20 protein-coding genes and 1 other RNA gene are annotated in these 25,321 nt (G+C 61.4%); 9 read left to right on the top strand and 12 right to left on the bottom strand.

From position 1 onward, the window contains the following. Nucleotides 1–19 precede the first annotated feature (19 nt). The 4 genes from ACCQ00_RS20800 to ACCQ00_RS20785 form a co-directional block, all read right to left on the bottom strand. A complete protein-coding gene (locus ACCQ00_RS20800) occupies nucleotides 20–1,621 on the bottom strand; it encodes a tryptophan halogenase family protein (RefSeq protein ID WP_039569902.1) in 1,602 nt (533 codons plus the stop codon). A 23-nt stretch (nucleotides 1,622–1,644) separates the two neighbouring features. Beyond that, nucleotides 1,645–4,680 (bottom strand): TonB-dependent receptor, encoded by a 3,036-nt coding sequence (locus tag ACCQ00_RS20795; protein ID WP_039569900.1) that lies wholly within the window; start codon nucleotides 4,678–4,680, stop codon nucleotides 1,645–1,647. 325 nt (nucleotides 4,681–5,005) lie between these two features. Then, entirely contained in the window at nucleotides 5,006–8,044 is a 3,039-nt protein-coding gene (locus tag ACCQ00_RS20790; RefSeq protein WP_372354025.1) for a TonB-dependent receptor, read from the bottom strand. 167 nt (nucleotides 8,045–8,211) lie between these two features. Continuing rightward, the gene (locus ACCQ00_RS20785) at nucleotides 8,212–9,264 is read right to left on the bottom strand and encodes a LacI family DNA-binding transcriptional regulator (protein ID WP_039569898.1); all 1,053 of its coding nucleotides are present in this window, start codon (nucleotides 9,262–9,264) and stop codon (nucleotides 8,212–8,214) included. 410 nt (nucleotides 9,265–9,674) lie between these two features. Here ACCQ00_RS20785 and ACCQ00_RS20780 point away from each other — a divergent pair, with 410 nt between their 5' ends. Both ACCQ00_RS20780 and plsB read left to right on the top strand, forming a co-directional pair. After that, nucleotides 9,675–10,646, top strand: a complete 972-nt coding sequence (locus ACCQ00_RS20780; protein WP_039569895.1) for a hypothetical protein — start codon at nucleotides 9,675–9,677, stop codon at nucleotides 10,644–10,646. Then, nucleotides 10,646–13,315 carry a glycerol-3-phosphate 1-O-acyltransferase PlsB gene (plsB, locus tag ACCQ00_RS20775; RefSeq protein ID WP_372354024.1) on the top strand — a complete coding sequence of 890 codons (2,670 nt, stop codon included), beginning with the start codon at nucleotides 10,646–10,648 and terminating at the stop codon, nucleotides 13,313–13,315. The genes ACCQ00_RS20780 and plsB overlap by 1 nt, the downstream gene beginning before the upstream one ends. 4 nt (nucleotides 13,316–13,319) lie before the next feature. Here plsB and ACCQ00_RS20770 read toward each other — a convergent pair. Continuing rightward, a non-coding RNA gene (locus ACCQ00_RS20770) (sX9 sRNA) lies at nucleotides 13,320–13,393 on the bottom strand. A 259-nt stretch (nucleotides 13,394–13,652) separates the two neighbouring features. Between ACCQ00_RS20770 and ACCQ00_RS20765 the strand changes: the two genes are divergently transcribed. Then, nucleotides 13,653–14,633: a zinc-binding dehydrogenase gene (locus tag ACCQ00_RS20765; protein ID WP_039569891.1), complete on the top strand. Its 981-nt coding sequence runs from the start codon at nucleotides 13,653–13,655 to the stop codon at nucleotides 14,631–14,633. Between the two features lie 409 nt (nucleotides 14,634–15,042). Here ACCQ00_RS20765 and ACCQ00_RS20760 read toward each other — a convergent pair whose 3' ends face one another. Further along, nucleotides 15,043–15,246: a YdcH family protein gene (locus ACCQ00_RS20760; protein WP_019300484.1), complete on the bottom strand. Its 204-nt coding sequence runs from the start codon at nucleotides 15,244–15,246 to the stop codon at nucleotides 15,043–15,045. 152 nt (nucleotides 15,247–15,398) lie between these two features. Between ACCQ00_RS20760 and ACCQ00_RS20755 the strand changes: the two genes are divergently transcribed. Both ACCQ00_RS20755 and ACCQ00_RS20750 read left to right on the top strand, forming a co-directional pair. Continuing rightward, the gene (locus tag ACCQ00_RS20755) at nucleotides 15,399–15,971 is read left to right on the top strand and encodes a hypothetical protein (RefSeq protein ID WP_039569889.1); all 573 of its coding nucleotides are present in this window, start codon (nucleotides 15,399–15,401) and stop codon (nucleotides 15,969–15,971) included. A gap of 73 nt (nucleotides 15,972–16,044) precedes the next feature. Then, nucleotides 16,045–16,263 carry a DUF262 domain-containing protein gene (locus ACCQ00_RS20750; RefSeq protein ID WP_372354023.1) on the top strand — a complete coding sequence of 73 codons (219 nt, stop codon included), beginning with the start codon at nucleotides 16,045–16,047 and terminating at the stop codon, nucleotides 16,261–16,263. A gap of 103 nt (nucleotides 16,264–16,366) precedes the next feature. Here the strand turns inward: ACCQ00_RS20750 and ACCQ00_RS20745 are convergent, their stop codons facing one another. Further along, entirely contained in the window at nucleotides 16,367–17,350 is a 984-nt protein-coding gene (locus tag ACCQ00_RS20745) for an IS5-like element ISXfu1 family transposase (protein WP_022557821.1), read from the bottom strand. Nucleotides 17,351–17,485: 135 nt separating this feature from the next. Here ACCQ00_RS20745 and ACCQ00_RS20740 point away from each other — a divergent pair, with 135 nt between their 5' ends. Further along, on the top strand, nucleotides 17,486–18,283 hold the full coding sequence (locus ACCQ00_RS20740; protein WP_236493575.1) for a DUF262 domain-containing protein: 798 nt from the start codon (nucleotides 17,486–17,488) through the stop codon (nucleotides 18,281–18,283). 56 nt (nucleotides 18,284–18,339) lie between these two features. Beyond that, nucleotides 18,340–18,810 carry an MAE_28990/MAE_18760 family HEPN-like nuclease gene (locus tag ACCQ00_RS20735; protein WP_236493576.1) on the top strand — a complete coding sequence of 157 codons (471 nt, stop codon included), beginning with the start codon at nucleotides 18,340–18,342 and terminating at the stop codon, nucleotides 18,808–18,810. Nucleotides 18,811–19,037: 227 nt separating this feature from the next. Here ACCQ00_RS20735 and ACCQ00_RS20730 read toward each other — a convergent pair whose 3' ends face one another. The 5 genes from ACCQ00_RS20730 to ACCQ00_RS20710 form a co-directional block, all read right to left on the bottom strand. Then, entirely contained in the window at nucleotides 19,038–20,306 is a 1,269-nt protein-coding gene (locus tag ACCQ00_RS20730; RefSeq protein WP_372354022.1) for an XVIPCD domain-containing protein, read from the bottom strand. A 77-nt stretch (nucleotides 20,307–20,383) separates the two neighbouring features. Next, a complete protein-coding gene (locus tag ACCQ00_RS20725; RefSeq protein WP_011345585.1) occupies nucleotides 20,384–21,610 on the bottom strand; it encodes an IS256-like element ISXax1 family transposase in 1,227 nt (408 codons plus the stop codon). A gap of 42 nt (nucleotides 21,611–21,652) precedes the next feature. Continuing rightward, nucleotides 21,653–22,186, bottom strand: a complete 534-nt coding sequence (locus ACCQ00_RS20720) for a hypothetical protein (RefSeq protein ID WP_236493379.1) — start codon at nucleotides 22,184–22,186, stop codon at nucleotides 21,653–21,655. A gap of 5 nt (nucleotides 22,187–22,191) precedes the next feature. Further along, nucleotides 22,192–22,968: a hypothetical protein gene (locus ACCQ00_RS20715; protein ID WP_237384810.1), complete on the bottom strand. Its 777-nt coding sequence runs from the start codon at nucleotides 22,966–22,968 to the stop codon at nucleotides 22,192–22,194. Nucleotides 22,969–22,990: 22 nt separating this feature from the next. Further along, the gene (locus tag ACCQ00_RS20710; RefSeq protein ID WP_372354021.1) at nucleotides 22,991–23,233 is read right to left on the bottom strand and encodes an XAC0095 family protein; all 243 of its coding nucleotides are present in this window, start codon (nucleotides 23,231–23,233) and stop codon (nucleotides 22,991–22,993) included. 280 nt (nucleotides 23,234–23,513) lie between these two features. Here ACCQ00_RS20710 and ACCQ00_RS20705 point away from each other — a divergent pair. Together ACCQ00_RS20705 and ACCQ00_RS20700 are read left to right on the top strand one after the other, a co-directional pair. Then, nucleotides 23,514–24,616 (top strand): IS3 family transposase gene (locus ACCQ00_RS20705; protein ID WP_099770619.1). Its coding sequence is split into 2 segments (ribosomal slippage): nucleotides 23,514–23,772 and nucleotides 23,772–24,616, totalling 1,104 coding nucleotides; the frame shifts between segments, so codons are not numbered across the junction. Between the two features lie 343 nt (nucleotides 24,617–24,959). Next, nucleotides 24,960–25,313 (top strand): ribonuclease E inhibitor RraB, encoded by a 354-nt coding sequence (locus tag ACCQ00_RS20700; protein ID WP_039575212.1) that lies wholly within the window; start codon nucleotides 24,960–24,962, stop codon nucleotides 25,311–25,313. Nucleotides 25,314–25,321: the final 8 nt, after the last annotated feature.

The raw sequence follows: 25,321 nt of genomic DNA, 5'->3' as shown, positions 1-25,321 counted from the left end.
CGCGGCGCAACCAACGCACCTACGGCACTGCCGCTGCCTTGCAATAGCGGTCGATGAAGTGCTGGTGGCCCGGCATCACATCCACGCAGTGCGAAATGGTATGCGCCACGCTGGCCAGGAAGCCTTCGGCGTCGCGGTCGGGCACCTGGTCCACCAAGGGGTGATACCCCTGCGGCAGGATGCCCTGGCCCACCAGTACCTGCACCCAGCTGATCTCGGCGAACATTTCTTCGGCATTGCGATAGAAGCGCCCGCTGTCGCGGAACAGGTTCAGCGTGGCCTGCAACTCGGGGGTGATCGGCATCTGGCGGCAGTGCCGCCAGAACGCGCTGTCGTCGCGTTCGGTGGCGTGGTAGTGCAGCAGCAGAAAATCGCGGATGCGGTCGAACTCGAACGCCAGCCGGTCGTTGTAGCGCTGCACCAGCACCGGGCTGATGCCCTCGCGCGGAAACAGCTCCAGCAACTTGGAAATGCCGGACTGGATCAGATGGATGCTGGTCGATTCCAGTGGCTCCAGAAATCCGCTGGCCAGGCCCAGCGCGACGACATTGCGGTTCCAGCACTGCTTGCGCCGGCCGGTGGTGAAGCGCAGCGGGCGCGGGTCGGCCAGCGGCTTGCCATCCAGATTGGCCAGCAGCGTGGCGGCGGCTTCGTCGTCGCTGATATGCGCGCTGCAATACACATAGCCGTTGCCGGTGCGGTGTTGCAGCGGAATGCGCCACTGCCAGCCGGCTGCGCGCGCGGTGGAGCGCGTGTACGGCGTGGGCGGGCCCACTTTTTCGCAGGGCACTGCCAGCGCGCGATCGCACGGCAGCCAATGGGTGAAGTCGTGATAGCCGGTGTGCAGCGCTTGCTCGATCAGCAGCCCACCGAAGCCGGAGCAATCGATGAACAAGTCGCCGTGCACCGTCTGCCCGGATGCCAGCTGCAGCGACTGCACATGGCCGCTTTCCGGATGCAGCTGCACCTGCTCGACCAGCCCTTCGATGCGGGTGACGCCGCGCTGCTGCGAATACCGGCGTAGAAAGTGCGCGTACTGGGTGGCATCGAAGTGGTAGGCGTAGGCGATGTTGGCCAGCGGCGAGTTGGCCGGCACATCGCCGGCCGAGGTCATGAACTTGCCGCGCGCTGCCGCCACGGTGTTGAGCGTGTACGCACCCAGCGGCTGCGCTTTGCCGCGCGCGTGTTGCTTGATCCAGTATTGGTGAAACGGCAATAGCCCCAGCGGGTGCCCGATCTGGGTGCCGAAGCCATGCATGTACGTACTGCCGGGGCGTTGCCAGTCGACGAACTCGATACCGAGCTTGAAGCTGCCCTGGGTCTGGCGCACGAACTCGGCCTCATCGATGCCGAGCAGATTATTGAAGGCCTTGATATGTGGCACGGTGGCTTCGCCCACCCCGACGGTGCCCAGCTGTTCGGACTCGATCAGCTGCACCTTGAAGGTGGGTCCGAGCACGCGCGCAAACGCGGCGGCCGCCATCCAGCCGGCGGTACCGCCGCCGACAATGACGATGTTGCGAAGTGGAGCGGGAATCATGCCGATGCATTCCTGGGCAAGGACAGCGGACGGATACGCGAACGGGGCCAGTTGGCCCCGTTCGACAGGCCACATGCCCATCCCGGCGCATGTGGCAAGGTACGTCAGAACTTGGCGCCGATCTCCAGCACGACACTGCGTGGCACGTAGTTGATCTCGCCACTGGTATTGATCGCGATGTCCGGATCGAACTGCCCGTTGCTGCCGAAGCCGTTGTAGGCGTACGCGCTGTAGTTCTTGAAGTTGAACGCATTGAGCAGGTTCACGCGCGCGTTGAGCTTGAAGTCGCCGACCACGGTGAACTCCTTGGTAGCCTGGAAGTCCACCGTGCGGTAGCCCCAGATATCGCCGCCCACCAGGAACTTGCCGCTGCCCGGCGGGGTGACGCCGACCTGCTGGCAGGTGGCGCCATCGGGATCGGTGAAGCCGAAGCAGGCGATCGTGTTGATCGGCTCGGGCGTGGCCAACACCAGCTTCGCACCGAAGGTCACGCCCCACGGGCCGTCGATCGAGCCGGAGGCGACGAAGCGATGCGCGGCCACCGCGTCGGATTTGACGAACGGGTAGTCGTGGATCGTGGCCTTGTCGAAGCCGTAGGGCTCATCGATATTGCGATTCTGGCGCGCGCTGGTGTGGGTGTAGGACAAGGTCAGGCCCCAGCCGGATTCCTTGGTGTACGGCTTGTCGGCCGACAACAGCACCTGGCTGTTGCGCTGCTCCAGGCCGTTGCTGCCCAGGATGGTGTTCTGGTAGCCCGGCACCGGCTCGCCCCACGGCACGTTGCCGTTCTGGAAGTAGGAGCCATCCGGATAGCGGTTGATCAAGCCCATCGCAAAACCGTCGTAGCTGAGGATGCGCTGGAAGGTCACATCGGTCAGCCAGTCGCCCACCTGGTTGGTGATGCCGATGCTGTACTGGTCGCTGTACGGCGTCTTGAGCTTGTTGTTGAACATGAAAAGCTCGGCGCTGCCGGACACACCGGGAATGGTGTTGAGCTGATCGATGCCGTTGAGGTAGCGCGGGTCGAACGCCACGCAGGTGCGGTCGGCGCGATAGCATTGCTGGGTTGCCGGATTTTCGAAATACACCGCCACCGGCGACAACGCCGCCTTGCTGGTTTCCAGCGCCAGTTGTTCGAACAGGTTGCGATCGTACGAGCGCGCCGCACCACCATGCACGATGGCCGCTTCGTCGCCGAAGATGTCATACGAGAACCCGAAGCGCGGCGCCCAGGCATCCTTGAAGTTCTTGCGGTTGTTGCCGGTGCTGATGTAGTCGGCCACGTTGATGCCGCTGGGCAGCAGGCGATTGGCCCACGGCTGGCCGGGATTTTCCGCGTCGTTGGCATACAGCGCGTCGACGAAGGCTTGCGAGGTGACGAAGTCGGTATAGGCCGGGGTGTCTTCGTAATCCCAGCGCACGCCGATGTTGATCATCAACTTGTCGGTGGCGGCCCAGTCGTCCTGCAGATAGATGCCGTACTGCTTGGACGGCGAGACCACCGTGGCGCGCTGGCCGGGCGTGGTGTACGGCGCAATGAAGTCAACGCGATACGGCGTGGATTCCACGCTGCCACCATTGACGCGATAGCTGAACTGCGGATTCAACGCCGCCGCATCCTGCGAGGTGAGCTCGATGTCCTTGTAGTTCACACCCATCTTGATGGTGTGTTCGCCATGCCACTGGAAACTGGTGAAGGTCAGATCGTTCTGGATGAACCAGCCCTTCTGGCTCTTGCGCTGCGCGTTCTTGCAGCCAGCCGAACCGGTGGTGAGGAACGTGCGCTCATCGATATCGGTGGAACCGGCACGTGGCTGGAAATAGGTGTAGACGATGCCGTTGCCCAGGGTGCGCGGGGTCGGGTTGTTCTCCGAGTTTTCGGTGCCGACGATGACCTCGTTGAACCAGTTGTCGGCACTGTGCTGCCAGCGCAGGTTGGTGCGCTTGTCCTTGTTGATCTTGTCGGTGGCTTGGGCGAGCGTGTTGGTACCGCCGACGTTGGCGGTCTGCGTCTCGTCGCGGTAGATCGTGCTCAGTTCGATGCGATCGCGATCGGTGGGATCGAAGTCGATCTTGCCGAACAACAGGTCTTCTTCGAACGGCATGTTGGCCGGGCCATATTGGCTGGCCAGGTTGGCCGGCAACTGGCTGACGAAGGCCGCCGCCTCGGAGCTCGGCTGCACGCTCTTGGGCGCCACGTTTTCCTTGCCCTCGTAGGCAACGAAGAAATGCATGCGGTCCTGGATGATCGGCCCGCCCAGTGCGAAGCCGTATTCCTTGGTCTGCGAATCGATCTTGCCGTTGGCTTCTTCGTCGGGCCGCTTGTCGCGCAGGTCCTGATCGGTATAGCGATAGAACGCTTCGCCGTGGAATTCGTTGGTGCCCGACTTGGTGGCTGCGGTAATCGCCGCGCCACTGATCTGGCCGTACTCGGCCTTGTAGTTGGAGGTAATGACCTTGTATTCGCCGATCGCCAGCTGCGGGAATGGATTGCCCTGCGTATCGCTTTGACCGGCGACGCCGCCGCTACGCACGTAGCTCTTCTGGCCCACGCCGTCGATATACAGATTGCCGGCGCTGGCATTGGATGCACCGCCGCGCAGCTTGGTGTTGCCGTTACCGTCGACTTGAAACACCATGCCCGGCACGGTATCGGCAAACTCCAGGAAGTTACGCGTGGCCTGTGGCAACTGCTGGATCTGGCGCGCGCTGATGGTGTTGCCCACCTCGGAGGTCTTGACGTCGCGGATCATCGGCGCGCTGACCGTCACCGTCTCCAGCGTGGTCGCATCGCCGGCCGGCGCGGGGGCCGTCTCGGTGCCCAGATCGACGATGGCGCTGGAGGCCACCGACAGGGTCACCGTGCGGCTGATGCCGTTGGATTCGACCTTGTAGGTGCCCGGCTGCAGCCCGACGATGGTGTAGTTGCCGTTCGCATTGACCGGCGCGCGTCGCACCGAGCCGGTGGCGATGTTGGTGACGACGACTTCGCTGCCGCTCTGCGCGGAAGCGACCTGGCCGCGCAACGTGGCGTTGCTGGACTGGGCCATGGCCGGTGTGGTGGCGAACAACGAGGCGGCCAGGGCGCAGCACAACAGGCTGCGCGCCGGCAGGGTGGAGACGGTGCGGTGATTCTTCATGACTTTCCCCCTCCCAGGGGTAAAGCGCGACGCAGTGCAGTGACTGGCGCGTTGGGTTGGTGCTTTGGTGTGGAACACAGGGACAACAGGCAACAACAGCCGCAAGGGCTGCAAGAACAACAAGGGTCTGCGGGGACGGGTGCTTGCTCCTTCAGGCACGGGTCGAGACGGGTGAGGCAATGGCGGCACGCGGCCGATGCAGCGCATCGGCAATCACCGGGCCATGCAAGACCAACGATGCACCAGGGTGGGTGCCGTGCACGATGGCCAGCACAGGCGGCGTCCCTGTGCTGGCATCGCTGGCGACGCTGGCGCTGCTAGCGACTTACCAGATGATGCGTGCGCTCAGGAACAGCGTCCGCGGCGAGGTGGACAGCGCACCGTACTGGTTGATGCTGGCACGCGGGTTGTAGACGCCGTCCTGGCCCCAGTCGATGGCGTACTGGTCGTAGTTGCGGAAGTTGAGCGCATTGATCAGATCCCCGCGCACCTGCACGGTCAACGCTTCGGTGACATGCATGTGCTTGGACAGCGACAGATCCAGCTGCCGCGTGCCGAAGATGTCGCCGCCGGCGATGAACTTGCCGCCCGGTGCATCCACCGAGACGATGCGGATGTTCTCCGACGGCTGGCCGCCGTACTGGTCGTAGGACACCGCCTCATTGCGCGGCGGCACCGTGGCCAGGGTCAGCTTGGCCGAGGCGCTGATGCCCCAGAACAAGTCGTAGATGCCGGTCAGCACCAGGCGGTGGCGCGGCACTGCGTTCAGATCCAGGAACGGGTAGTCGGCGATGGTGGCCGCATCGAACCCGTAGCGATCGTCGTTGCCGCGGTTGCCGCGCGCGCGCGAGAACGTGTAGGCCGCCGTCAGCCCCCAGCCGCTTTCCTGGGTATAGGGCTTGTCTGCCGACAGCAGCAACTGGCCGGTCTTGGTTTCCACGCCGTTGTTGCCGATCAGAAGCGAACCGAAGCCCGGCGGATTCTCGTTCCATGGCTGGCCGCCATTCTGGAAGAAATCGCCATTGGGATAGCGGTTACCCAAGGTGAGGATCAGACCGTCCTTGCTATGGATGTAGGACAGCGTGGCCGAGGTGTTCCACTCGCCCAGCCGCGTGCGCAGGCCCAGCGAATACTGGTCGGAATAAGGCGTTTTCAGATCGTTGTTGAGCAGGTCGATCTCGCCGTTGCGCACGCCCGAGTTGACCAGGCCGCCGAGGCTTGCCGGGTCGCTGAGGTAGGCCGGGTTCCAGTTGACGCAGGTGCCCGGCGCCGGCGTGCAGCCGGGCGCGGCTTCGGCAAAGCGCAGCGTGTACTGCGCCAGTGCCGACTTGACCTGCTCCAGCCCCAGGATGTCGAACAGGTTGCGGTCGTAGCTGCGTCCGGCACCGCCGAACAACACCAGCGATTCGTCGCCGCGGAAATCGTAGGAGAAGCCCAGGCGCGGGGCGAAGTTGTTGTTGTCTTGCTTACGGTTATGGCCGTTGCTGATGTAGTCGTTGATGTTGACGCCGCCCTTGGCCAGTTGCTCGGCGTAGGTGGCGCTCACCGTCGGGTCGGTGCCGGGGCCGTTCAAGGCCGCCACCACTTCCGGCGGGGTCACGTTGTCCAGGTAGGATGGAATCTTCTCGCCATCCCAGCGCACGCCCAGGTTCAACTGCAGCTTGTCGTTGACGTCCCAATCGTCCTGGATGTACAGGCCCAGCTGCTTGCTCTTGGTCGTCACCGACGGTGCCGCGCCGGCAAACGGCAGGTTGAACTTCACCTGGTACGGAATCGCCGAGGTTCCCAGGCCATCGGCCACCGCGTAGTAGAACGACGGATTGACCGCCGAATTTTCGCTCTGGGTCAGCTCCACCTCCTTGTACTTCACGCCCATCTTGATGACGTGGCTGCCGTGCCAGTCGATGCTGTTGAAGGTCAGGTCGTTCTGGAAGCTCGGGCCTTTCTGTCCCTTGCGCTGGATCGCCAGGCCGCTGGTGGCGTTGTCGCGGATCAGCACATCGTCTTCGGCCACGCCGCGGGTATAGATGTTCTGGTTGCCCAGGGTGAAGGCATTGGGGTTGAACAGCACGTCCTCGTAGGAGACACGCGCCTCGTTGACGTAACGTTCGCCGAAATGCTGCCAGCGCAGGTCGTAGCGTTCTTCGGTGTTGAGGTTGTTCTTGCCGGCGATGGCGGTGTTGCGGTCGCCCACGTCGTCGCGGCTCTTCTCGTCGCGGTACTTGGCGGTCAATTCCAGGCGATCGTTCTCGCCCACGTCCCAGTCGATCTTGCCGAAGTACAGGTCTTCCTTGAACGGACGGGTGACCGAACCCAGGCGGCTCTGCACGCCGGCCGGCAGGTCGTCGCTCAGCGCGCTGAAGCTGTCTGGCACCGAGACCGGGTTGGCCGACACCTCGAAGCCCTTGCCTTCGTAGCTGACGAAGAAATGCGCCTTGTCCTTGACGATCGGCCCGCTGAAGGCCATGCCGTATTCGTCCTGGTGGGTCTGGCGCTTGCTGCCGTCGGCATTGGGGGCACCGGCGCGCTCGTCGGCCTGACGCGCGCGGAAATCGGTATTGGTGGTGCGCCCGAAGATCTCGCCGTGGAACTCGTTGCCGCCGGACTTGGTGGAGGCCACGATCGCCGCCGACCCCACCTGGTCGAACTCGGCCTTGTAGTTGGAGGTAATGACCTTGTATTCGCCGATCGCCAGCTGCGGGAACGGGTTGCCCGCGCTCTGCTCCTGGCCGGAGACGCCGCCGAACAGATAGCTCTTCTGGCCCACGCCGTCGATGTAGACGTTGACCGCCGAACTGGCCTGCGCGCCACCGCGGATGCGGCTGTTGCCGTTGGGGTCGGTCTCGAACTGCATGCCGGGCACGGTGTCGGCGAACTCCAGGAAGTTGCGCGTCAGCTGCGGCACCGTGTTGATCTGCTTGAGCGACACATTGGTGCCCACTTCGGAGGTCTTGACCTCCTGCAGCGAGGTGGCGGTGACCTTGACCGTGTCCAGGGTGGTGGCGGTGCCATCGGCGGGCGTTGTCGCCTCGCCACCACCGCCCAGATTCAGGCTCACCGACGAGGCCACCGACAAGGTCACCGTCTTCTCCGTGCCCGGGCCGGCATCCACCTTGTAGGTGCCCGGCGGCAGGCCAACCAGGGCATAGCTGCCGTCCGGCCCGGTCGCCACGCGTCGCGTGGTGCCCGTGGCGACATTGGTGGCGGTCACCGTGGTGCCTGCCTGGGACGCGGCGACTTGCCCGCGCAAGGTGGCATTACTGGACTGGGCCATGGCCGGACTGGCGGCCAGCAACGAAGCGGCAAGGGCGCAGCACAGCAGGCTGCGCGCCGGCAGGGTGGAGACGGTACGGTAGGTCTTCATGACTTCCCCCTCCCAGGGGTCAGGCGCGTACCGGCAGCGTGGTCGGCGTGGCGCAGGGTGACGCGTTATTTCAAGGACGAACGAGCAGCGACAGCGGCAATGTTAGAGTTATAAAAAGCATAAGAAACCGTAAAGAATTCGTGAAGATGCGACGTAGTGCATAGACGTCAATGGCCTGGCGTGCCGCGGGCGGCGCTGGAGGCACGCACGATCAGCTCCGGAACCATCTGCGAAAACGCCGGCGGCGCAGCGTCTGCAGGCGGTGCAGGCGCATCGACCAACTGTTGGCCCAGCAACAACTGCAACGCGCGCGCGCCCAGGCCGGCGATATCCACCCGCATCGTGGTCAGCGCAGGCAGCACGTAGCGCGCCATCGGCACATCGTCGAATCCGGCCAGCGCAATGTCCTGCGGCACCTTGAGCCCGGCATGGCCGAGCGCGAACAGGCAGCCCAAGGCCATCATGTCGTTGGCGGCGAACACGGCGTCGGGCCGCGTGTCCCGGGCCAGCGCCTGGCCGGCGCGGTAACCGGATTCTTCGTCGAAATTGCCGGGCAAGACCCAGGGCTGCGCGGCCGGGTCCAGCGCCAGTTCGTCGCGATACCCGCGCAGGCGCTCATGCGCATCGAAGTTGTCGTCCGGCCCGGCGATGAAGGCGATGCGGCGGTGGCCACTGTCGCGCAGATGCCGGGTCATGACCCGCGCGCCGCCGTAGTTGTCCACATTGAGCACCGGGCGCTGGCTGGCGCTGCCGGCGCAGTTGAGCAGCACTGCCGGCAGGCCGCCGGGCAGCGCGTCTTCATGCACGCCTGAATCGCCCAGCGACGGCGACATCACCACCACCCCGTCCACGCGCCCGGGCAAGCGCTCCAGTGCCCGGCGCTGCGCCTGCGGGTCGCCGTGCGAGCTGGACACCAGCAGGTGGTAGCCGTGCTCGCGCGCCACCTGGTCGATGCCGCGGATCAATTCGGAAAAGAATTCGCCATGCAGGTCCGGCAGCACCACCCCGATGGTGTGGGTGCGCCGGCTGCTGAGGCTGCGCGCGGCGTGGTGCGGGATGTAATTGAGCGCACGCGCCACCTGCAAGACCCGTTCGCGCACCGATTCGGCCACGTGCTGATGCCCGTTCATGGTGCGCGAGACCGTCGCCACCGACACCTGCGCTTCGCGCGCAACGTCCTTGATGGTGACGCTGCCGCCTTCGGACCGTGGCCGACTCATGCTGTGGCGTTCTCCAGGTCAACGCGCGTGGCGCCGCGCGCCGGGGTGAGGCGCGCAGAGTGCTGGCACCAAGCGGCCGTGTCACGCAGGCACATGAATGACATCAGCGCCATCTGATGAAGACCCCCAAGCGAGATGCAGCGCACGCTAGCAGGAACTGCAAGCGCTTACATGATGCGCCGCAGCATTGGGCCAAACGCAAGCGGCGCAAGGGTTGACGTCCGTTCGCTGGACAAGTTTGTCCGAATAAGACATCAGCAGCCAATGTCGGACACTGGTCGACAACGTGCCAGGAACTACGAAAACGTAACATCTGCACACCATACCGCGGCGCACGGTTCGCGCCCGCCTTGCCGCCAATGCCTCCAGACAGCAAGATGCGCCGATCGATCAGGGGGAACATCGTGCGCATGTCGCTACCTACCGTCCGTGCAGGGCGGTTCCACTTCGCCGCGTGGCTGCTGCTGGCCGCGCTGTGCGTGAGCGGCTGCCAGCGCAACCAGACCGCGCCAGCACTGCCCGGCGCCAAGGCCGAGCCGGCCGCGGCGATGCAGGCGATGACCCTGCCGCTGCGGCGCAATGATCTGGTGGCGTATGCCCGTATTCGGGTCACGCCTGCGCAATACACCCAGCTGGAAGCGGCCTGGCGCAGCGGTGCCAGCCGTTGGCCGCTGACCGAGCTGCCGCTGCCCAATGAAGTCGGCGCGCTGCTCGGGTCGTTGTCGACGCCCGATGCCGAACGCCGCCTGCAGCAGGCCTTCGATGCGCAGCTGGCCGGCCAGGCCCAGGGCATCGCGCAGGCGGCGCAGTCGCTGGGCCAGTTCGGCGTGCAATACCTACGTAGCCGCAACGACTACCAGCCCGAGCAGCGCGCCCATTACGTGCAGTTGGTCGACGCCTTGAGCGCGTGGGCCGCCACCGCGCCGCTGGCCGATCGCCCCCGCGCCAAGGCCAGCATCGCCGACCTGGTGACCGCCGCGCGCGCCACCGGCATCACCTCCGACGCCGACCTGCAGCGGCTGGGCATGGAAGAAAGCCTGCGCCGGCTTGGGCCGTTCTGGGAAACCTGCAAGAAGGTGCTGGAGCGCTACGACCTGTCGATCGACAGCAGCCTGGACGCGCTGCGGACCGGCTTGATCAAGCAGGACGCCGACACCGCCCAGGTACGGCTGCGCTATCCGCTGGCCGCCCACGATATCGATCTGAACGTCGCGCTGATCAAGCGCGAGGGCCACTGGTACCAGCTGCAGACCCAGAACGAAGTGCAGGCGCTGCTCGATGCCCAGGCCGCGCCCTTACCCAGCGCCACTGCAGTGCCCGACACCGCAGCGGCCGCGCCGGTGAAGCCTGCCGACACCGGGCAACGCCCGGCTGGGCGATAATGACCGTGATGCCAGAACAGAATCCCCTGCCGTTCCCGGACGGCCAGCCCAGCCCGCCCAGCACTGCCGCAGCCGACACCACCGGCGCCACGACGGCGGCATTGCCGCTCGCCGAGCCGGTACCGCCAGCGGTTGCGCCCTCGATCGCCCCTGGCGTTGCCGCTGCGCGCAGCGCCAAGCGCCCCTGGTGGGCGCGCCTGCTCGGCCGCCTGGCAGACCCCTGGCTGAGCCTGACCATCGAGCCGGACCAGCCCGGTCGCTACGACGACGGCCGCCCGGTGGTGTACGTGCTGGAAGACTACGGCATGTCCAATGCGCTGATTCTGGACAAGGCCTGTCGCGAAGTCGGCCTGCCGTCGCCGCTGGTGCCGTTGCCGGGCGACCCGCTGGAGCGCAAGCGTGCCTACCTGGCGCTCTCACGGCGCAGCAGCAGCAATTCGCTGATTCCCGAGCAGCGTGGCGGCAAGACCCATTCCGATTCGCTGGCCAAGTTGCTGCAGGCGCACCGCGTGCGCGCCGACCTGGACGTGCACCTGGTGCCGGTATCGATCTTCGTCGGCCGCGCGCCGGACAAGCAGAGCGGCTGGTTCGCGGTGCTGTTCTCCGAAAACTGGGCGCTGGTCGGACGCTTCCGCCGCCTGCTCTCGGTATTGCTCAACGGCCGCACCACCATCGTGCGCTTCGCCCCGCCGATTTCGCTGCGCCAGACCATGGCCGAGGGACTGCCGCCCGAGCGCACCTTGCGCAAGTTGCAGCGCGTGTTGCGCACGCACTTCCGGCGCATCCGCGAAGCGGTGATCGGCCCGGACCTGTCTACCCGCCGCTTGCTGGTGGACCAGGTGCTGGCCGCCGAGCCGGTGCGCGAAGCCATCGCCATCCAGGCCAAGCGCGACAACAGCAAGCCGGTCGATGCCTGGCGCAAGGCGCATGCCTACGCCTGGGAAATCGCCGCCGACTATTCCAGCCCGGTGGTGCGCTCGGCCAGCTTCCTGCTGACCCACGTGTGGAACCGCATCTACGCCGGCGTGCTGGTGCATCACCTGGACAAGCTCAAACAGGCCGCGCCCGGGCACGAAGTGGTGTACGTGCCCAGCCACCGCAGCCACATGGACTACCTGCTGCTGAGCTATCTGCTGTACGAACGCGGCATCGTGCCGCCGCACATCGTGGCCGGCATCAACCTCAACCTGCCGGTGGTGGGCACGCTGTTGCGCAAGGGCGGCGCGTTCTTCATCCGTCGCTCGATCAAGGGCAACGCGTTGTATTCGGCCGTGCTCAGCGAATACGTCGCCCAACTGGTGGCCGGCGGCTATTCCATCGAATACTTCGTCGAAGGCGGGCGTTCGCGCACCGGGCGTTTGCTGCAGCCCAAGGGCGGCATGATCGCGATGACGCTGCGCGCGTATCTGCGTCAGCCGCGCAAGCCGGTGCTGTTCCAGCCGGTGTACATCGGCTACGAAAAGTTGATGGAAGGCAACAGCTACCTGGACGAGCTCACCGGCCGGCCGAAGGAAAAGGAATCCATCTGGGGCCTGCTGTGGTCCATCCCCAAGGTGCTCAAGCAGAACTACGGCCAGGTGGTGGTGAACTTCGGCGAGCCGATCGCGCTCAACGACGTGCTGGCCAAGCACGCGCCCGATTGGGACGGCCAGCCGCTGCCGGAAGACGAAAAACCCACCTGCCTGGCACCGGCGGTGGACATGCTGTCCACGCAGATCCAGACCCGCATCAACTGCGCCGCCGACGTCAATCCGATCAACCTGCTGGCGCTGGCCTTGCTGTCCACGCCCAAGCACGCGATGGGCGAGGCCGACCTGATCGCGCAGATCGAGCTATGCAAGAAGCTGCTGGCCGAAATGCCGTACTCGGACCGCGTCACCGTCACCCCGCATACGCCGGCGCGCATCATCACCCATGCCGAAGAGATCAACGTGCTCACGCGGGTGTCGCACCCGCTGGGCGACGTGCTCAGCGTCAGCGGCGATACCGCGGTGCTGCTGAGCTACTTCCGCAACAACGTGCTGCACCTGTTCACCGCGTCCTCGTGGGTGGCGTGCTGCTTCCAGAACAACCGCCGCATGAGCCGCGCCGGTCTGTTGCGCCTGGGCCGCACGGTATACCCGTTCCTGCAGGCCGAGCTGTTCCTGCCGTGGAGCGAAGACCGCTTTGCCGAGCGCATCGAACAGACCATCGACATGTTCGTGCGCGAAGGCCTGCTGCTCAACGTCACCGACGACGACGGCGGCATCCTGGCACGCAACACCGGGCAGACCGACGAAGTGTTCCGCCTGCGTGCGATCGGCCATTCGCTGCAACAGGCCTTCGAGCGCTATTACATCGCCATTTCGGTGCTGGTGAAGAACGGCCCTGGCGTGCTCGGTGCCGGCGAACTGGAAAGCCTGTGCCAGCAGGCCGCGCAGCGATTGAGCCTGTTGTATGCACCGGCCGCGCCGGAGTTCTTCGACAAGACCCTGTTCCGCGGCTTCATCCAGAAATTGCGCGAGTTGCGCCTGGTGTGGCCGGACGAAAACAGCAAGCTGATGTTCGACGAGCGCCTGGATGCCTGGGCAAAGGACGCCAAGTTCATTCTCGGCCGCGAACTGCGCCACACCATCGAACGGGTCAGCCCGGCGGCGGCCAAGCCGGACGTGGTGGTGCCGCCGCAGTAAGAGCGACTGACAAGACGTAGCGAGCAGTCGTCGGGTGGGTGTGGACGGCGCGCAGGAACCGGGGCGCACGTGGTACATGCCTTACCGGGCACCGGCCGCGCCCGCCTGGGGGCTGCCCAGTCGTTTTGCTGGATGCTCTAAGCCGTTGGCGAATGCCTTCACGTCTTGCAGGGCGCGTGGGTCGCGTGGCGAGGCGTCTGTAGACGAGGCGCCGGCCGCCTTCACGTAACGGTTCCGTTCGCTTCATCGGGCGCTTGCAGCGCTCCCGTTAGCATCGCGGTTTCTTTCACTGTGATCGGCTGCGTTGCACCACCGGCGTGGCCGACAGGAGACTTGCATGCGCGCAGCCATCCACACCCAGTTCGGCGACCCGTTCAAGGTGCTCGAACTTGGCGAACGTCCCACACCGCAACCCGGCAAGGGTCAGGTCCGCATCGCGATGCGGCGTTCGCCCATCCATAACCATGACCTGTGGACGGTGCGCGGCAACTACGGCTACAAGCCCACATTGCCGGCGATCGGCGGCAGCGAAGGGTCGGGCGTGATCGATGCGCTGGGCGAAGGCGTCCAGGGCCTGCAGGTCGGTCAGCGTGTGGTTGCTGCCGGCGTGCACGAGAGCTGGGCCGAGTACTTTCTGGCCGAGGCAACCGGTGTCGTTCCGCTGCCCGATGCACTGGATGACGACCGCGGCTGCCAGCTCATCGCCATGCCGTTGAGTGCATTGATGCTGATCGAATTCCTGCAGGTCAAAAAGGGCGATTGGATCGTGCAGAACACGGCCAACGGCGCGGTAGGCAAGACCGTCGCCATGCTGGCGGCGGCACGCGGCATCAACGTGATCAATCTGGTGCGTCGCGATGCCGGCGTGGACGAACTCAAGGCGTTGGGCATCGGCAATGCGGTGTCGACCGCGCAAGACGGTTGGCAAGACAACGTGCGCGCGCTGGCCGGCGATGCGCCGATCGTGCGCGCAATCGACTCGGTCGCCGGCAAGGCGGCAGGCGAGCTGATGGGGCTGCTTGCCGAGGGCGGCGAGTTGATCTCGTTCGGCTCAATGACCGGCGACCCGCTGGAGATTGCCAGTGGCGATGTGATCTTCAAGCAGGCGACCGTGCGCGGCTTCTGGGGCAGCAAGGTCATGGCCGCCACCAAGTCCGAGGACAAGCGCCGCATGATCGGCGAGCTGTTGAAGGCCGCGCTCGACGGCAGCCTGGCACTGCCGGTGGAAGCGGTGTTCGATCTGGCCGATGCCGCCAAGGCGGCGGCCGCCAGCGCCGAGGCCGGACGCAGCGGCAAGATCCTGTTGCGCGCCGGCTGAGCGCTGCACGCAGGAGTCTGATTGGCTCGCCTTGGCGCTTCCTTCTCCCGCTTGCGGGGGAAGGTGCCCGAAGGGCGGATGGGGGCAAACGCAGTGAGCGTTGGTCAACGTCTGCGGGCGCCCAGTCAGGTGCTCACGTGTGCGCAGCGCCACGCCAACGGCATGCTTGGCTCAACCAGCGATGGCCTGCCCCCGCACCCCATCGCCACTCGCATGTCACGCGGTCTCCGTCCCACCAGTCAGTCTGCTCACCGCCAATGCAGGAGCGCGCCGGAGCGTGCCTGGCCGTGCGGGTAACGCCTCATCGCGCCCAGGTGCGCTCCTACGCAGGGGTGTTGGCGCGCGCAGCAGGCAGATGCGGTGATCAGCGCACGGCCATCACCAAGCGAACGCAAACGCAGGCATGGCCTCACGCCGGCTCGTCGGGCACCAGTTCCATTTCCAACCGCGTAATGCAGTCCTTGAGGTGCAGCTTGCGCTTCTTCAACCGCTTCATCTGCAGCTCGTCGTCCAGGTTCGCGGGCACGCGCTGAATCTCCTCGTCCAACGCGCGGTGGGCGCGTCGCAACTCGGCGATCTGCTCGACGATCTCGGCGGTTGACAGGGTTTCCACCCTCCGAGCATACACAACCCCGGGCTGCGCGCGTCACCCACGCTTGCCAAGCGGCCCGTGGCTGCGACAATGCCCGCGCGCTGCGGGGAAACGGCGGCGCGCCCCGTCCATCATTGCCGCGCGGCTACGGCCGTCGAGAAAGGAGTCTTACGATGCGTCTGTATTCGTCCCTGCTGGCCATGGGCCTGCTCACCGCCGCCAACCTGGCCAGCGCCGCCGACGTCGCCAAATACGACGGTTTTTTGTGCTGCAACCTGCGCACCGACGGCAGCTGGATCAGCGACAGCAACTACGCCGAAGACGGCAAGCGCGTGCTCCCGGTGGGCACCCCGGTCAGCGTCACCGGCTTTGGCCGCAACCGCGTCAACCTCAAGATCGCCGGCGAAAAGCAGTCCATCGGCAACGATTACAGCCGCGACCTGGACAACACCGCCTTCGCTGCGCGCTACGTCGTCACCGCCGACCCCAAGCTCAAGCTCGCCACCTTCCCGCCCAAAATTCGCCAGGCCATTGCCGACGGCAAGCTCACCGGCGGCATGACCCGCGAGCAGGTGCTGATGGCGGTCGGCTACCCGATCAGCAGCGAAAACCCCAATCTGGACGCCTCGCTGTGGCGCTACTGGCGCGACAGCTTCTCCGAGTACCAGGTGCAGTTCGGCCCCAGCGGCAAGCTGGTCAAGGTGACCGCCGATCCGCAGGTGATGAATTTGATCTGGGTACATTGAATGGTCTAAATTTTTGTTGCACTCTGCATGAAAATTTATAAAACCTATAGTTTAAACTAAAAAAAGAGGCTTGATGCAGATGGCAGATACTGACTTTTTGGATAGAGAAATCAGAACAACGGCAGTAGACTTCTCTTTCGGAGAGCTGCTCAATCTGCATAATACTAAAGAAATAGTTATTCGCCCAGAATATCAGCGATTGTTCCGTTGGACGATTGAGCAGCGTTCTCGTCTTATAGAATCGATAGTGCTAGGGCTGCCCATTCCTCCGATCTTCTTAAGGATGGTCTGATCAATGCGGCCAGAGGATGCGTCGACCCGCATCGGTAGCGCTGACTACGCTCACACCTTCGGTTTTTCGCTGTTTCCAGCGCATTCTCGGGGCGTTCTCCCCATTACAGGCACAACTTCCCAACGGCAGGCATCAACTGCTTCCGCTTCAGCCACAGGTTCGACAGCGCAAAGAGCGTCAGCACCTGCGCGGTGTTTTTGACCAGGCCGCGATAGCGCACCTTGGCATAGCCAAACTGGCGCTTGATCACCCGAAACGGATGTTCCACCTTCGCACGCAGGCTGGCCTTGGTGTGCTCCCAGCGCTTGGCCAACTTCAGTTCGCGCTTGTTCTTGATCTGCTTCAGCTTCGAGGGCTTCTCCGCGATCAGGTAGCGTAGCTTGCGCTTGCCCTTGATCTCATCGCGCTTCTCAAGCCCGGTGTAGCCGCTGTCCCCACACACCGTGTCTTCCTTGCCATGCAGCAGCTTGTGCGCTTGCGTGATGTCCGCCACGTTGGCTGCCGTGCATTCCACGTGGTGCACTAGGCCGGATTCATCATCCACTCCAATGTGCGCCTTCATCCCGAAGAAGTATTGGTTGCCCTTCTTGGTCTGGCGCATCTCCGGATCGCGCTCACCGTCCTTGTTCTTGGTCGAACTGGGCGCAGAGATAATCGTGGCATCCACAATCGTCCCGCCGCGCAGGCTCTGACCCTTGCGCGACAGATGCGCGTTCACCCGATTGAACAGCTTGCGCGCCAAATCGTGCTGCTCCAGCAGATGGCGAAAGTTGAGAATCGTCGTCTCGTCCGGCACCTCATCCAGCCCGCCGATCTTGGCGAAACGGCGCATCGACACCGTGTCGTACAAGGCTTCTTCCGCCGATGGATCGCTCAATGCATACCACTGCTGCAAAAAGTGGATGCGCAGCATCGTCTCCAGCCGATACGGCTGTCGTCCCGGTTGCCCCGACTTCGGATAGTGCGGCTCGATCAGCCCCAGCAGCTCCTTCCACGGCACGACCTGCTCCATCTCGGCCAAAAACACCTCACGCCGCGTCCGCTTGCGCTTGCCGTCGTACTCCGCGTCGCCGAAGGTCAGCTGCATCGAAATCGTCTACTCGGGTCGATGATCGATTGTGGCAGATCAGGACGGATTGTTCAGAGTTTCCTTAATAGAGGGTCAGTCTGGGATTCTTGAGTTGATTGATGACTGCAGAGAACAAGTTCCGTCCTGCAGTTTTTGGATCACGCCGCTATTAACGAGCCAGAACTTAGGCTTGCAGGTTGCGACATAGTTAATGAGCTTAATTCAAAGGTATTCTCGGATCTGCCATTAACTGTGCGGTTGAAGATAATAAGGTCTCCAATTAGGGCGACAATCATTAATAAGTCGGGCGACGCTTTTGTAAAATATGAAATGTTCAAACGACTTAATACCGGCGGCTCTTTGCTATCGTCTCAGGAGATTCGGAATTGTAGCTCCCGCATGGTCGAGGGCGGAGATCTATTTTATGATGCTATACAAGAGATGGCCAAGTACCCATCTTTTGTGAAAACCATACAGCGTCTTCCTGACACTTTTAGAGAGAAGCGCGCTGATGAGGAGCTTGTCCTTAGGTTCTTCGCCGTTACGCTATTTCGCGACCACTACCATGGAAACATTGAGGAGTGGCTCGATTCGATTATGGAATCGATATTGTTCAGAAAAGTCAAATTCGATCTGCCAAATCAAAAGTCCTCGTTTGAGAAAGTGTTCGATCTTATCGCAGAGAAGCTTGGAGATAGCGCATTTACGAGATTCACAGAAGACGGTTTGCCAACTGGCCGGCTTGCTCCCGCTTATTATGAAGCGACTGCCTGTACTTTCTCGGATTGTTACAGTGCAATTAAACCCATGAGTGGAGGAGAGGTTAAGAAAAGGCTGATTGCTGCATATACAGATCAACTATTCCTGGACTCAAATGGCCCTGGCGCTAACACGATTCCAAAACTGGAGCAGAGAATTAGGGTGGTTTCTAAACACTTTCTCGATCAATGAGCGTTTTAAGCGCGCTCACTAATGATCTAGACTGGCGAGAGACTGAGATTGCGTCTATGCGAATCCTTCTCTCGTCGGGATCAGCCACGCCATCGCAGCAAACCGTTCTACTGAGAGCGGCTTGGGCATTGCTTTACGCTCACTACGAGGGATTTTGTAAGAACGCATTAGTTATATTTTTTGACGCAGCATGCAAATCAGGGGTGCTGGGTGAAAATCTTCCAAAACCTACGAGGTTATTTGCATTAGCTTCTACACTTAGAAAGCTAAGAAGTCTGCCTGATCACAAAGTTCTGGAAGAGCTAGAAAATTTTGTCCCTTTATACCTCAGAAAAACACCTGTTTTTCCGGATGTAGACACCAAGTCGAATTTATGGCCAAATGTGTTAATAGAGTTAATGGAATCTGCAGACCTATGTGCCGACAAAGTTATAGAAAATAGATCCAAGCTTCATGCTCTTGTGGCTAGGCGAAACAAAATTGCCCACGGTGAGAATAGCATCATCCCGGAATTATCCATATTATAAATCTTATGAGGATGCGGTTTACGAAGTTATCTACGACCTCGCTTATCAAATTGAAGCTAGATTGCAGGGAGCACCCTATGTTTCATTCATCTGAATTTATTGAAGTATGTAGCCTTATTAAAAGGTGCGCCTAAATAACAAAGTGGTTGTTGTCTTCGAGTTGACGAGATTGTCAATTTTTATAAATGCAGGATGGCTGGCAATTCAATTCATGGCCGATCGCATAATCACATCGACCGAGCTTGTGTTGATTGTGTTTGCATGGTCTCTTGCTGTTGAGTCTGCATGATCTCCTGTGCTTTTGTTTGCTGCATCACTTCCACTTGCGCGAGGCGCTGATCCGCAGGAACAGAAAGCGCTTCTTGTGTCGTCATGTGCGCTCGATGCGCGGCGGGATCGGGGGAGTGATGGCCTTCCCGCCAAATATGCATGATTTCTCCACCAGCAAGTTTTTCGGTTGGCGTATTGAACGCAAACTTCAGATCGTCTTTTGATGTAAAGCCCTTTTCTGCGGCCATGAGCAGCAAGCTTGCGCTTAGCCGTTCGCTGCTCTCGTCCCACACCTTGCCGGCTTGTTGATCAAGGCTGCGAACACCACTACGGATTTTCTCCAGCAGCTCATTGTCTGGTTGCTCTTTCTTGCCGGGCGGCATGAGCCCCGGTAGCCGAGGATCGATGTCGGGAATCGGGCTGATGTGCTGGTGAGTGCCCTGCGTATGCTGCAACAGCCCGCGGGTTGGTGGATTTGTACTGGTGTCCCAATACACCTGTGGCGTGGCGGTGGTGCCTGGGGGCAGGGTGATGCCGTTGTGTTCCAATAGATCTTCTCTGAAGCGTAGGCGCTGCATATCAAGCTGCATCTGCGGGGGAATTCCGCCGACCGGATGTGCATACGCCCTGTCGAACGCAATGGCACGGCTGACAGCACCGGCTCCGTAATAGTTGGGGTAGTCCGAGTCACCGTGGAATCCGATGCCTGTTGTTTGGCGTGTCGAAAGTCCCGGCGCGCCTTGGGGCGGTTTGTCGAAGTAGTAAGTTGCCTGCGCAGAAATATTCTGCGGCGTCATGGGAAGCGAACCGTCTTGGTTGAACGTGATTCCCGGCCGTGCCTGGGTCTGCTTTGCGTTGGTCGGACTAGCCTCGATAAAGTCATCCAGGCGAGCGTTTCCGAGGTTTCTCATTGTGTTCAGATCGACAGCCGGATTGGTTTGCCGTTCCCGGTCAATCAAGGCATTCCATCCTGCAATCTGAGCTTTAGCCTCATCTTCCCTGGCGCTGTTGATCAGGTTTTCAACTGGGGACGTGTAATCGTTGACTGGATTGTTGTCTTTCGCAATCGTTGTCACCGCTGCATCGAATTTTCTGTACGAGGAGGCCATGCTCACTTGATTGAAAGCATGTTGTGTCTCATGGCCTAGAACAAATGTTAGGTCATTGGCATTTAGCTGATTAAATTGCCCTTTGGACTTCCCAACCGTGATTGGTGGAATGCTCATGGTCTTGTTTGTTGGATTGAATGTTCCGCCTGCCACAGTGCGAGCGTGTGCAGAATTTTGTGTAACCGTGGTTTGGGTTACCGCTGAGGAAGTCGCCCCTCGAACTGGATCGTAAAGCGGTTCAGCGCAGCCTTCCAGTCGCGGATCGGCAGCGTCCATTTCTTGGTGATGTTGCGCAGAGCCAGGTAGAACAGTTTCATCAAGGCTTCGTCGCTGGGGAACGCGCCGCGGTTCTTGGTCAGCTTGCGCAGGCTCATGTTGACCGACTCGATGGCGTTGGTCGTATAGATCACCTTGCGGATCTCCGGTGGGTAGTCGAAGAACGGGATCAGTCGTGACCAATTGCGCCGCCATGACTGGCTGATGGGCGGGTACTGGGCGTCCCACTTGGCCTCGAACTCGGTCAGTGCCTGCTCGGCCTCCTCGACGGTGGCGCAGGCGTAAATGCGCTTGAGATCGGCGGCAACCTCGGCGCGGCGTTTCCACGAGACGTAGTTCAGGCTGTGCCGCACCATGTGCACGATGCACAGCTGCACGGTGGTCTGCGGGAACACCGCCTCGATCGCCTCGGGAAACCCCTTCAGGCCATCGACGCAGGCAATGAAGATGTCCTGCACCCCGCGGTTGCGTAGCTCCGTCACGACTTGCAGCCAAAACTTGGCACCCTCGGCCTGCGCCAGCCATAGGCCCAGCACTTCCTTCTCGCCGCCCATGGTGATGCCGATGGCCAGGTACACCGCCTTGACCCGCACCGCGCCCTCGCGCACTTTGACGTGGATGCAGTCCAGATAGACGATCGGATAGACCGGATCCAGTGGCCGCGCCTGCCACGCCTTGACCTCCTCGACGACCGCATCGGTGACTGAGGAAATCAGACTCGGCGACACCTCGGTGCCGTACATCTCCTCCAGGTGCGACTGGATCTCGCGCACGGTCATGCCGCGCGCGTACAACGACAAGATCTTGTCATCGAAGCCGGCCCAGCGGGTCTGGTGCTTGGGGATCAGCTGTGGCGCGAAGCTGCCGTGGCGATCACGCGGAATCTCGATCGGCAGCTCGCCGAACTCGCCCTTGAGCGTCTTGCGGCTGCGTCCGTTGCGCGTGTTGCCGGCCGCGTTGGCGACCGGCTCATGCTTGTCATGACCGAGGTGTTCGGTCATCTCCGCGTCCAGCGCCCGCTCCACCAACCGCTTGGTCAGCTGCTTGAGCAGGCCGTTCTCGCCGATCAGATCCTCGGGTTTGGTGTAGTTGACCAACAGGCTGCTAAGCAGCTCGTCGGGTACCTCATGTGTGCGTGGGCTCATGGTGTCTCCGGGTTAGGTGGCAGTCTCCTGCCTGTGGCCCGGTTACACAAAATCTAGGACACGCCCCACAGTGCCGCTGAGAGGTGAAAAATTCTCAAGCAACATCGGGCTTTTCGGGTCCTTGCTGTCAATGGCGGTCGTGACGGCGCGCTTCATCTCGCTGGCCAACGTCGGCGAACTATTGATCGTCGCCTGCAGATTGGTAACCATATCTTGCGTTACAGGCTGGCTTTGCTGGTTTGCATCCATGTACGAACTATTTGCAAAACGCATACCCATCTCTTGCAGCCGGAGCGAACCACGCAAGTTCGTTGTCGGCGCAGATCCTGGCTCAAAAGCCGGTAGGGTGACAATTCCGGATGCCTTGTCGTAGGAGCCTGTTAACGGTTCGGAGCCGCCAACGCCTGGCACAAATGCTTTCAGATGACCGCTGGCTGCTTCCTGATTGAGTCTCTGTGTGAGGTCCGGATCAGAAGCAATAGTCGCGCGTAACTGCGATTCTTGGTCGGGACTGACATCTGACCGACCCGCGAATTGCGTCAAGATGGACTGCAACTGAGTGTTGGCGTTTGCCATTATCGTTAATCCTCAAACTTGTACAGACGTATCGACCTGACGCAGTTCTCTCCTGATTTTCTGTTAGGGTCTACGGAGACAGGGTGCCACGGATTGATCTGGGCGCGTATGTTGTCGCGTAAATATTGAAAAGAAATGACCCGTCCAAACTCATTATAAGACCAGTATCCCGTTTCAGTTTTGAATCCTGCGTCCTTCAAGGCCTGGTCGTATTTCTCAAAGACGAGCTCGCAAGGGGGGACGGTTGAAGCGGGGATACTACTCGGCGGGATAAGTTCCAAGGTGACATTGGAGTACCTTGGAAATTTCTCGTCGAAGTTGTAAGTGGTGGCATATGTTGAATAAGGGGATGGTTGATCAAGCATATGGAATCCAGAGTTTTCACCTGAATTTTTGGTGAAGGGCACCTCTAGATACCTTTCAAGAACCAACGGCGACAGCTCGTCGAAATCTTTGACGTCTCTTATCAAGGAGAGCAAGCGGTCCACCAGGACTTGGGGGAGGAGCTCAGTGCGCGTTGTCATCTTTGTTCCTTGAGGTTCTTCAGTCGTCGGTCTGGCAGTTGCACACGACGTTGCCAAGCAGATGAGTGCGATGCCTAACACTGGATTTGCTTTGGATTTCACTGCGCATGCTCCCTTCGTTTGCCAAGTGTATTGCTGGAATTCTGGTGCCTGCCAGTGTTCGGTAAATTTGCTTTCTCTGTCACAAGAGTTATAGCTTGTAAAAGCAGGAAAAAGTAACCGAGATAACGGTGTAGCGATTGCTGTTGCTTGCGTCACAGGCATGCTATGACGAAGGACATCACTCTGTCATGTCGCCAGGCACTGTGGTCTGCAGCAGTACATTGCTCAATTGCTCAGCCACCATGTCGAAGCAAAACGCCAACGCATCCATTTGTATGGAAAGCCCATTGCCGCCTGAGGTATTCGACATGCAGCGAGGACGCGCCAGCGCGGCCAGAAAGCGTAGATGATCACGCGTCTGCAGTAATCGAAGCTGCGCATCTTCCGGCAGCAGGTAATACCCGAACAGAGACTGCTCCATGCTCGACTCTCCGGAGAGGCTCCCGCCGCACGATGCGGCGGGATGCCGGGAGGTTAGCAACCGCAGATAGCCGGCGGGCTTATTTCCCTTGCGGGTGTTGTATTCGCCGCCCTCCCGACGCGGAAACGCCGAGTATGTGCCCAGACATTCAGGCACAAAAAACTACCGCTTTACGGGGGTGGGCACCGCTATCTGTGGAGTTGCTACGCTCCCGACGTCCCCCCGATTTTGAGTAGCACCGCAGTTTGGAGTCCAATTCCCTACCCCGAGGAGATTGGACGTGAAGAAGCGCTTTTCCGAAGAACAGATCATTGGCTTCCTGCGCGAAGCCGAAGCGGGCGTGGCGATCAAGGACCTGTGCCGGCGCCATGGCTTCAGCGAGGCCTCTTACTACCTGTGGCGCAGCAAGTTCGGCGGGATGAGCGTGCCCGATGCCAAGCGGCTCAAAGACCTTGAAACGGAGAACGCGCGGCTGAAGAAGTTGCTGGCCGAGCAGCTGTTTGAGAACGATCTGATCAAGGATGCGCTGCGAAAAAAGTGGTGAGCGCGCCGGCGCGTCGTGCGCTGGTGCGCGAGTGGATGGGGTGCGGTGCCAGCGAGCGCCGCGCCTTGGCAGCGATCGGCATGAGCGCCAGCGCGCTGCGCTACTGCCCACGCGAAGATCGCAACGTTGAGCTGCGCGAGCGCATCGGTGCGTTGGCGCATCGCCATCGCCGTTATGGCGTGGGCATGATCTATCTCAAACTGCGACAGGAAGGCCGCATCGTGAACTACAAGCGTGTGGAGCGGTTGTACCGCGAGCAGCAGCTGCAAGTCCGCCGCCGCAAGCGCAAGAAAGTCCCGGTAGGCGAGCGTCAGCCGCTGCTGCGGCCATCGCAGGCCAACCAGGTATGGTCGATGGACTTCGTGTTCGACCGCACTGCCGACGGTCGGGTGATCAAGTGTCTGGTGATCGTGGACGACGCCACGCACGAAGCGGTCGCCATCGAGGTGGAGCGCGCAATAGCGGGCCATGGCGTGACGCGTGTGCTGAATCGGCTCGCCATCCGCCGCGGCTTGCCGCAGGTGATCCGCACGGACAACGGCAAGGAGTTTTGCGGCAAGGCGATGGTGGCCTGGGCGCATGCGCGTGGCGTGCAGTTGCGACTCATCCAACCCGGCAAGCCGAATCAGAACGCCTACGTTGAATCGTTTAACGGCCGCCTGCGCGACGAATGCCTCAACGAACACTGGTTCCCGACACTGCTGCATGCACGCACCGAGATCGAGCGCTGGCGCCGCGAATACAACGAGGAGCGACCCAAGAAAGCAATTGGCGGCATGACGCCCTCCGCGTATGCCCAACAGTTGGCCAACGCCGCTATCATCAACCCCGGACTCTAAACCTGGCCGCTACTCAGGGCGGGGGGACGTCGCTCCGTGCAAGAGTGTGCTACCGATGCATGCGGGCAGGCAAGACGCAGGCCTGGAATTCTCGCGCTCCATGGGTCATCAATGGCATGCCTCAAAAGTTTATGTCACGAATTGCATAAATTCCGGATCTCCGGAAAGCAGCGAGAATTAATATCTCAGTCAGGTCGTCGATGAGTATCGATGGCGCAAAAAATAGGTCGCTAAAGCTACCGTCTGTAGTTGACTTTATGGCCGCGACTTAGTTGGGGCACCATACAGGCCGAGGCGGTAAACTTCTTCACCCGCCCACAAAGCGTCGCGGAGCGAATCAACTATGCAGCGAAATCTGGACCTGTATCCCAAAGACGACAACGGCGACACGCTCTGGCATATCGCACAGCAAGGTGTCGACCTTTCAAAGCCGCGGGAAATCGCTTTTTCAGTGGTCTTCCCCAGCAAGGAATCGGCGCTTGAGTTCTCGGTCAAGATGCTGCGTTTCGAACAGAAAGTCCGCTGCTGTCATTACCCGGAAAATACGGCGTTTCCCATGGATGTGACGGTGTATCCGACCATGGTGCCGTCGTACAAGGCGATTTCGGCGTTCGAGGAAGATTTGGCAACCGAAGCCAAGCCGTTGGGCGGCTTGAACGATGGATGGGAATTTTCTGTGGACGCGAAAGACGCCTGAGGCGCTCG

This window comes from Xanthomonas sp. NCPPB 3761 (genome assembly GCF_041475705.2).
In the GTDB taxonomy this organism is placed as follows: Bacteria; Pseudomonadota; Gammaproteobacteria; order Xanthomonadales; family Xanthomonadaceae; genus Xanthomonas; species Xanthomonas phaseoli.
Note: the sequence above shows the minus strand (reverse complement) of the source record. Positions and strands in the feature narration are given on the sequence as shown.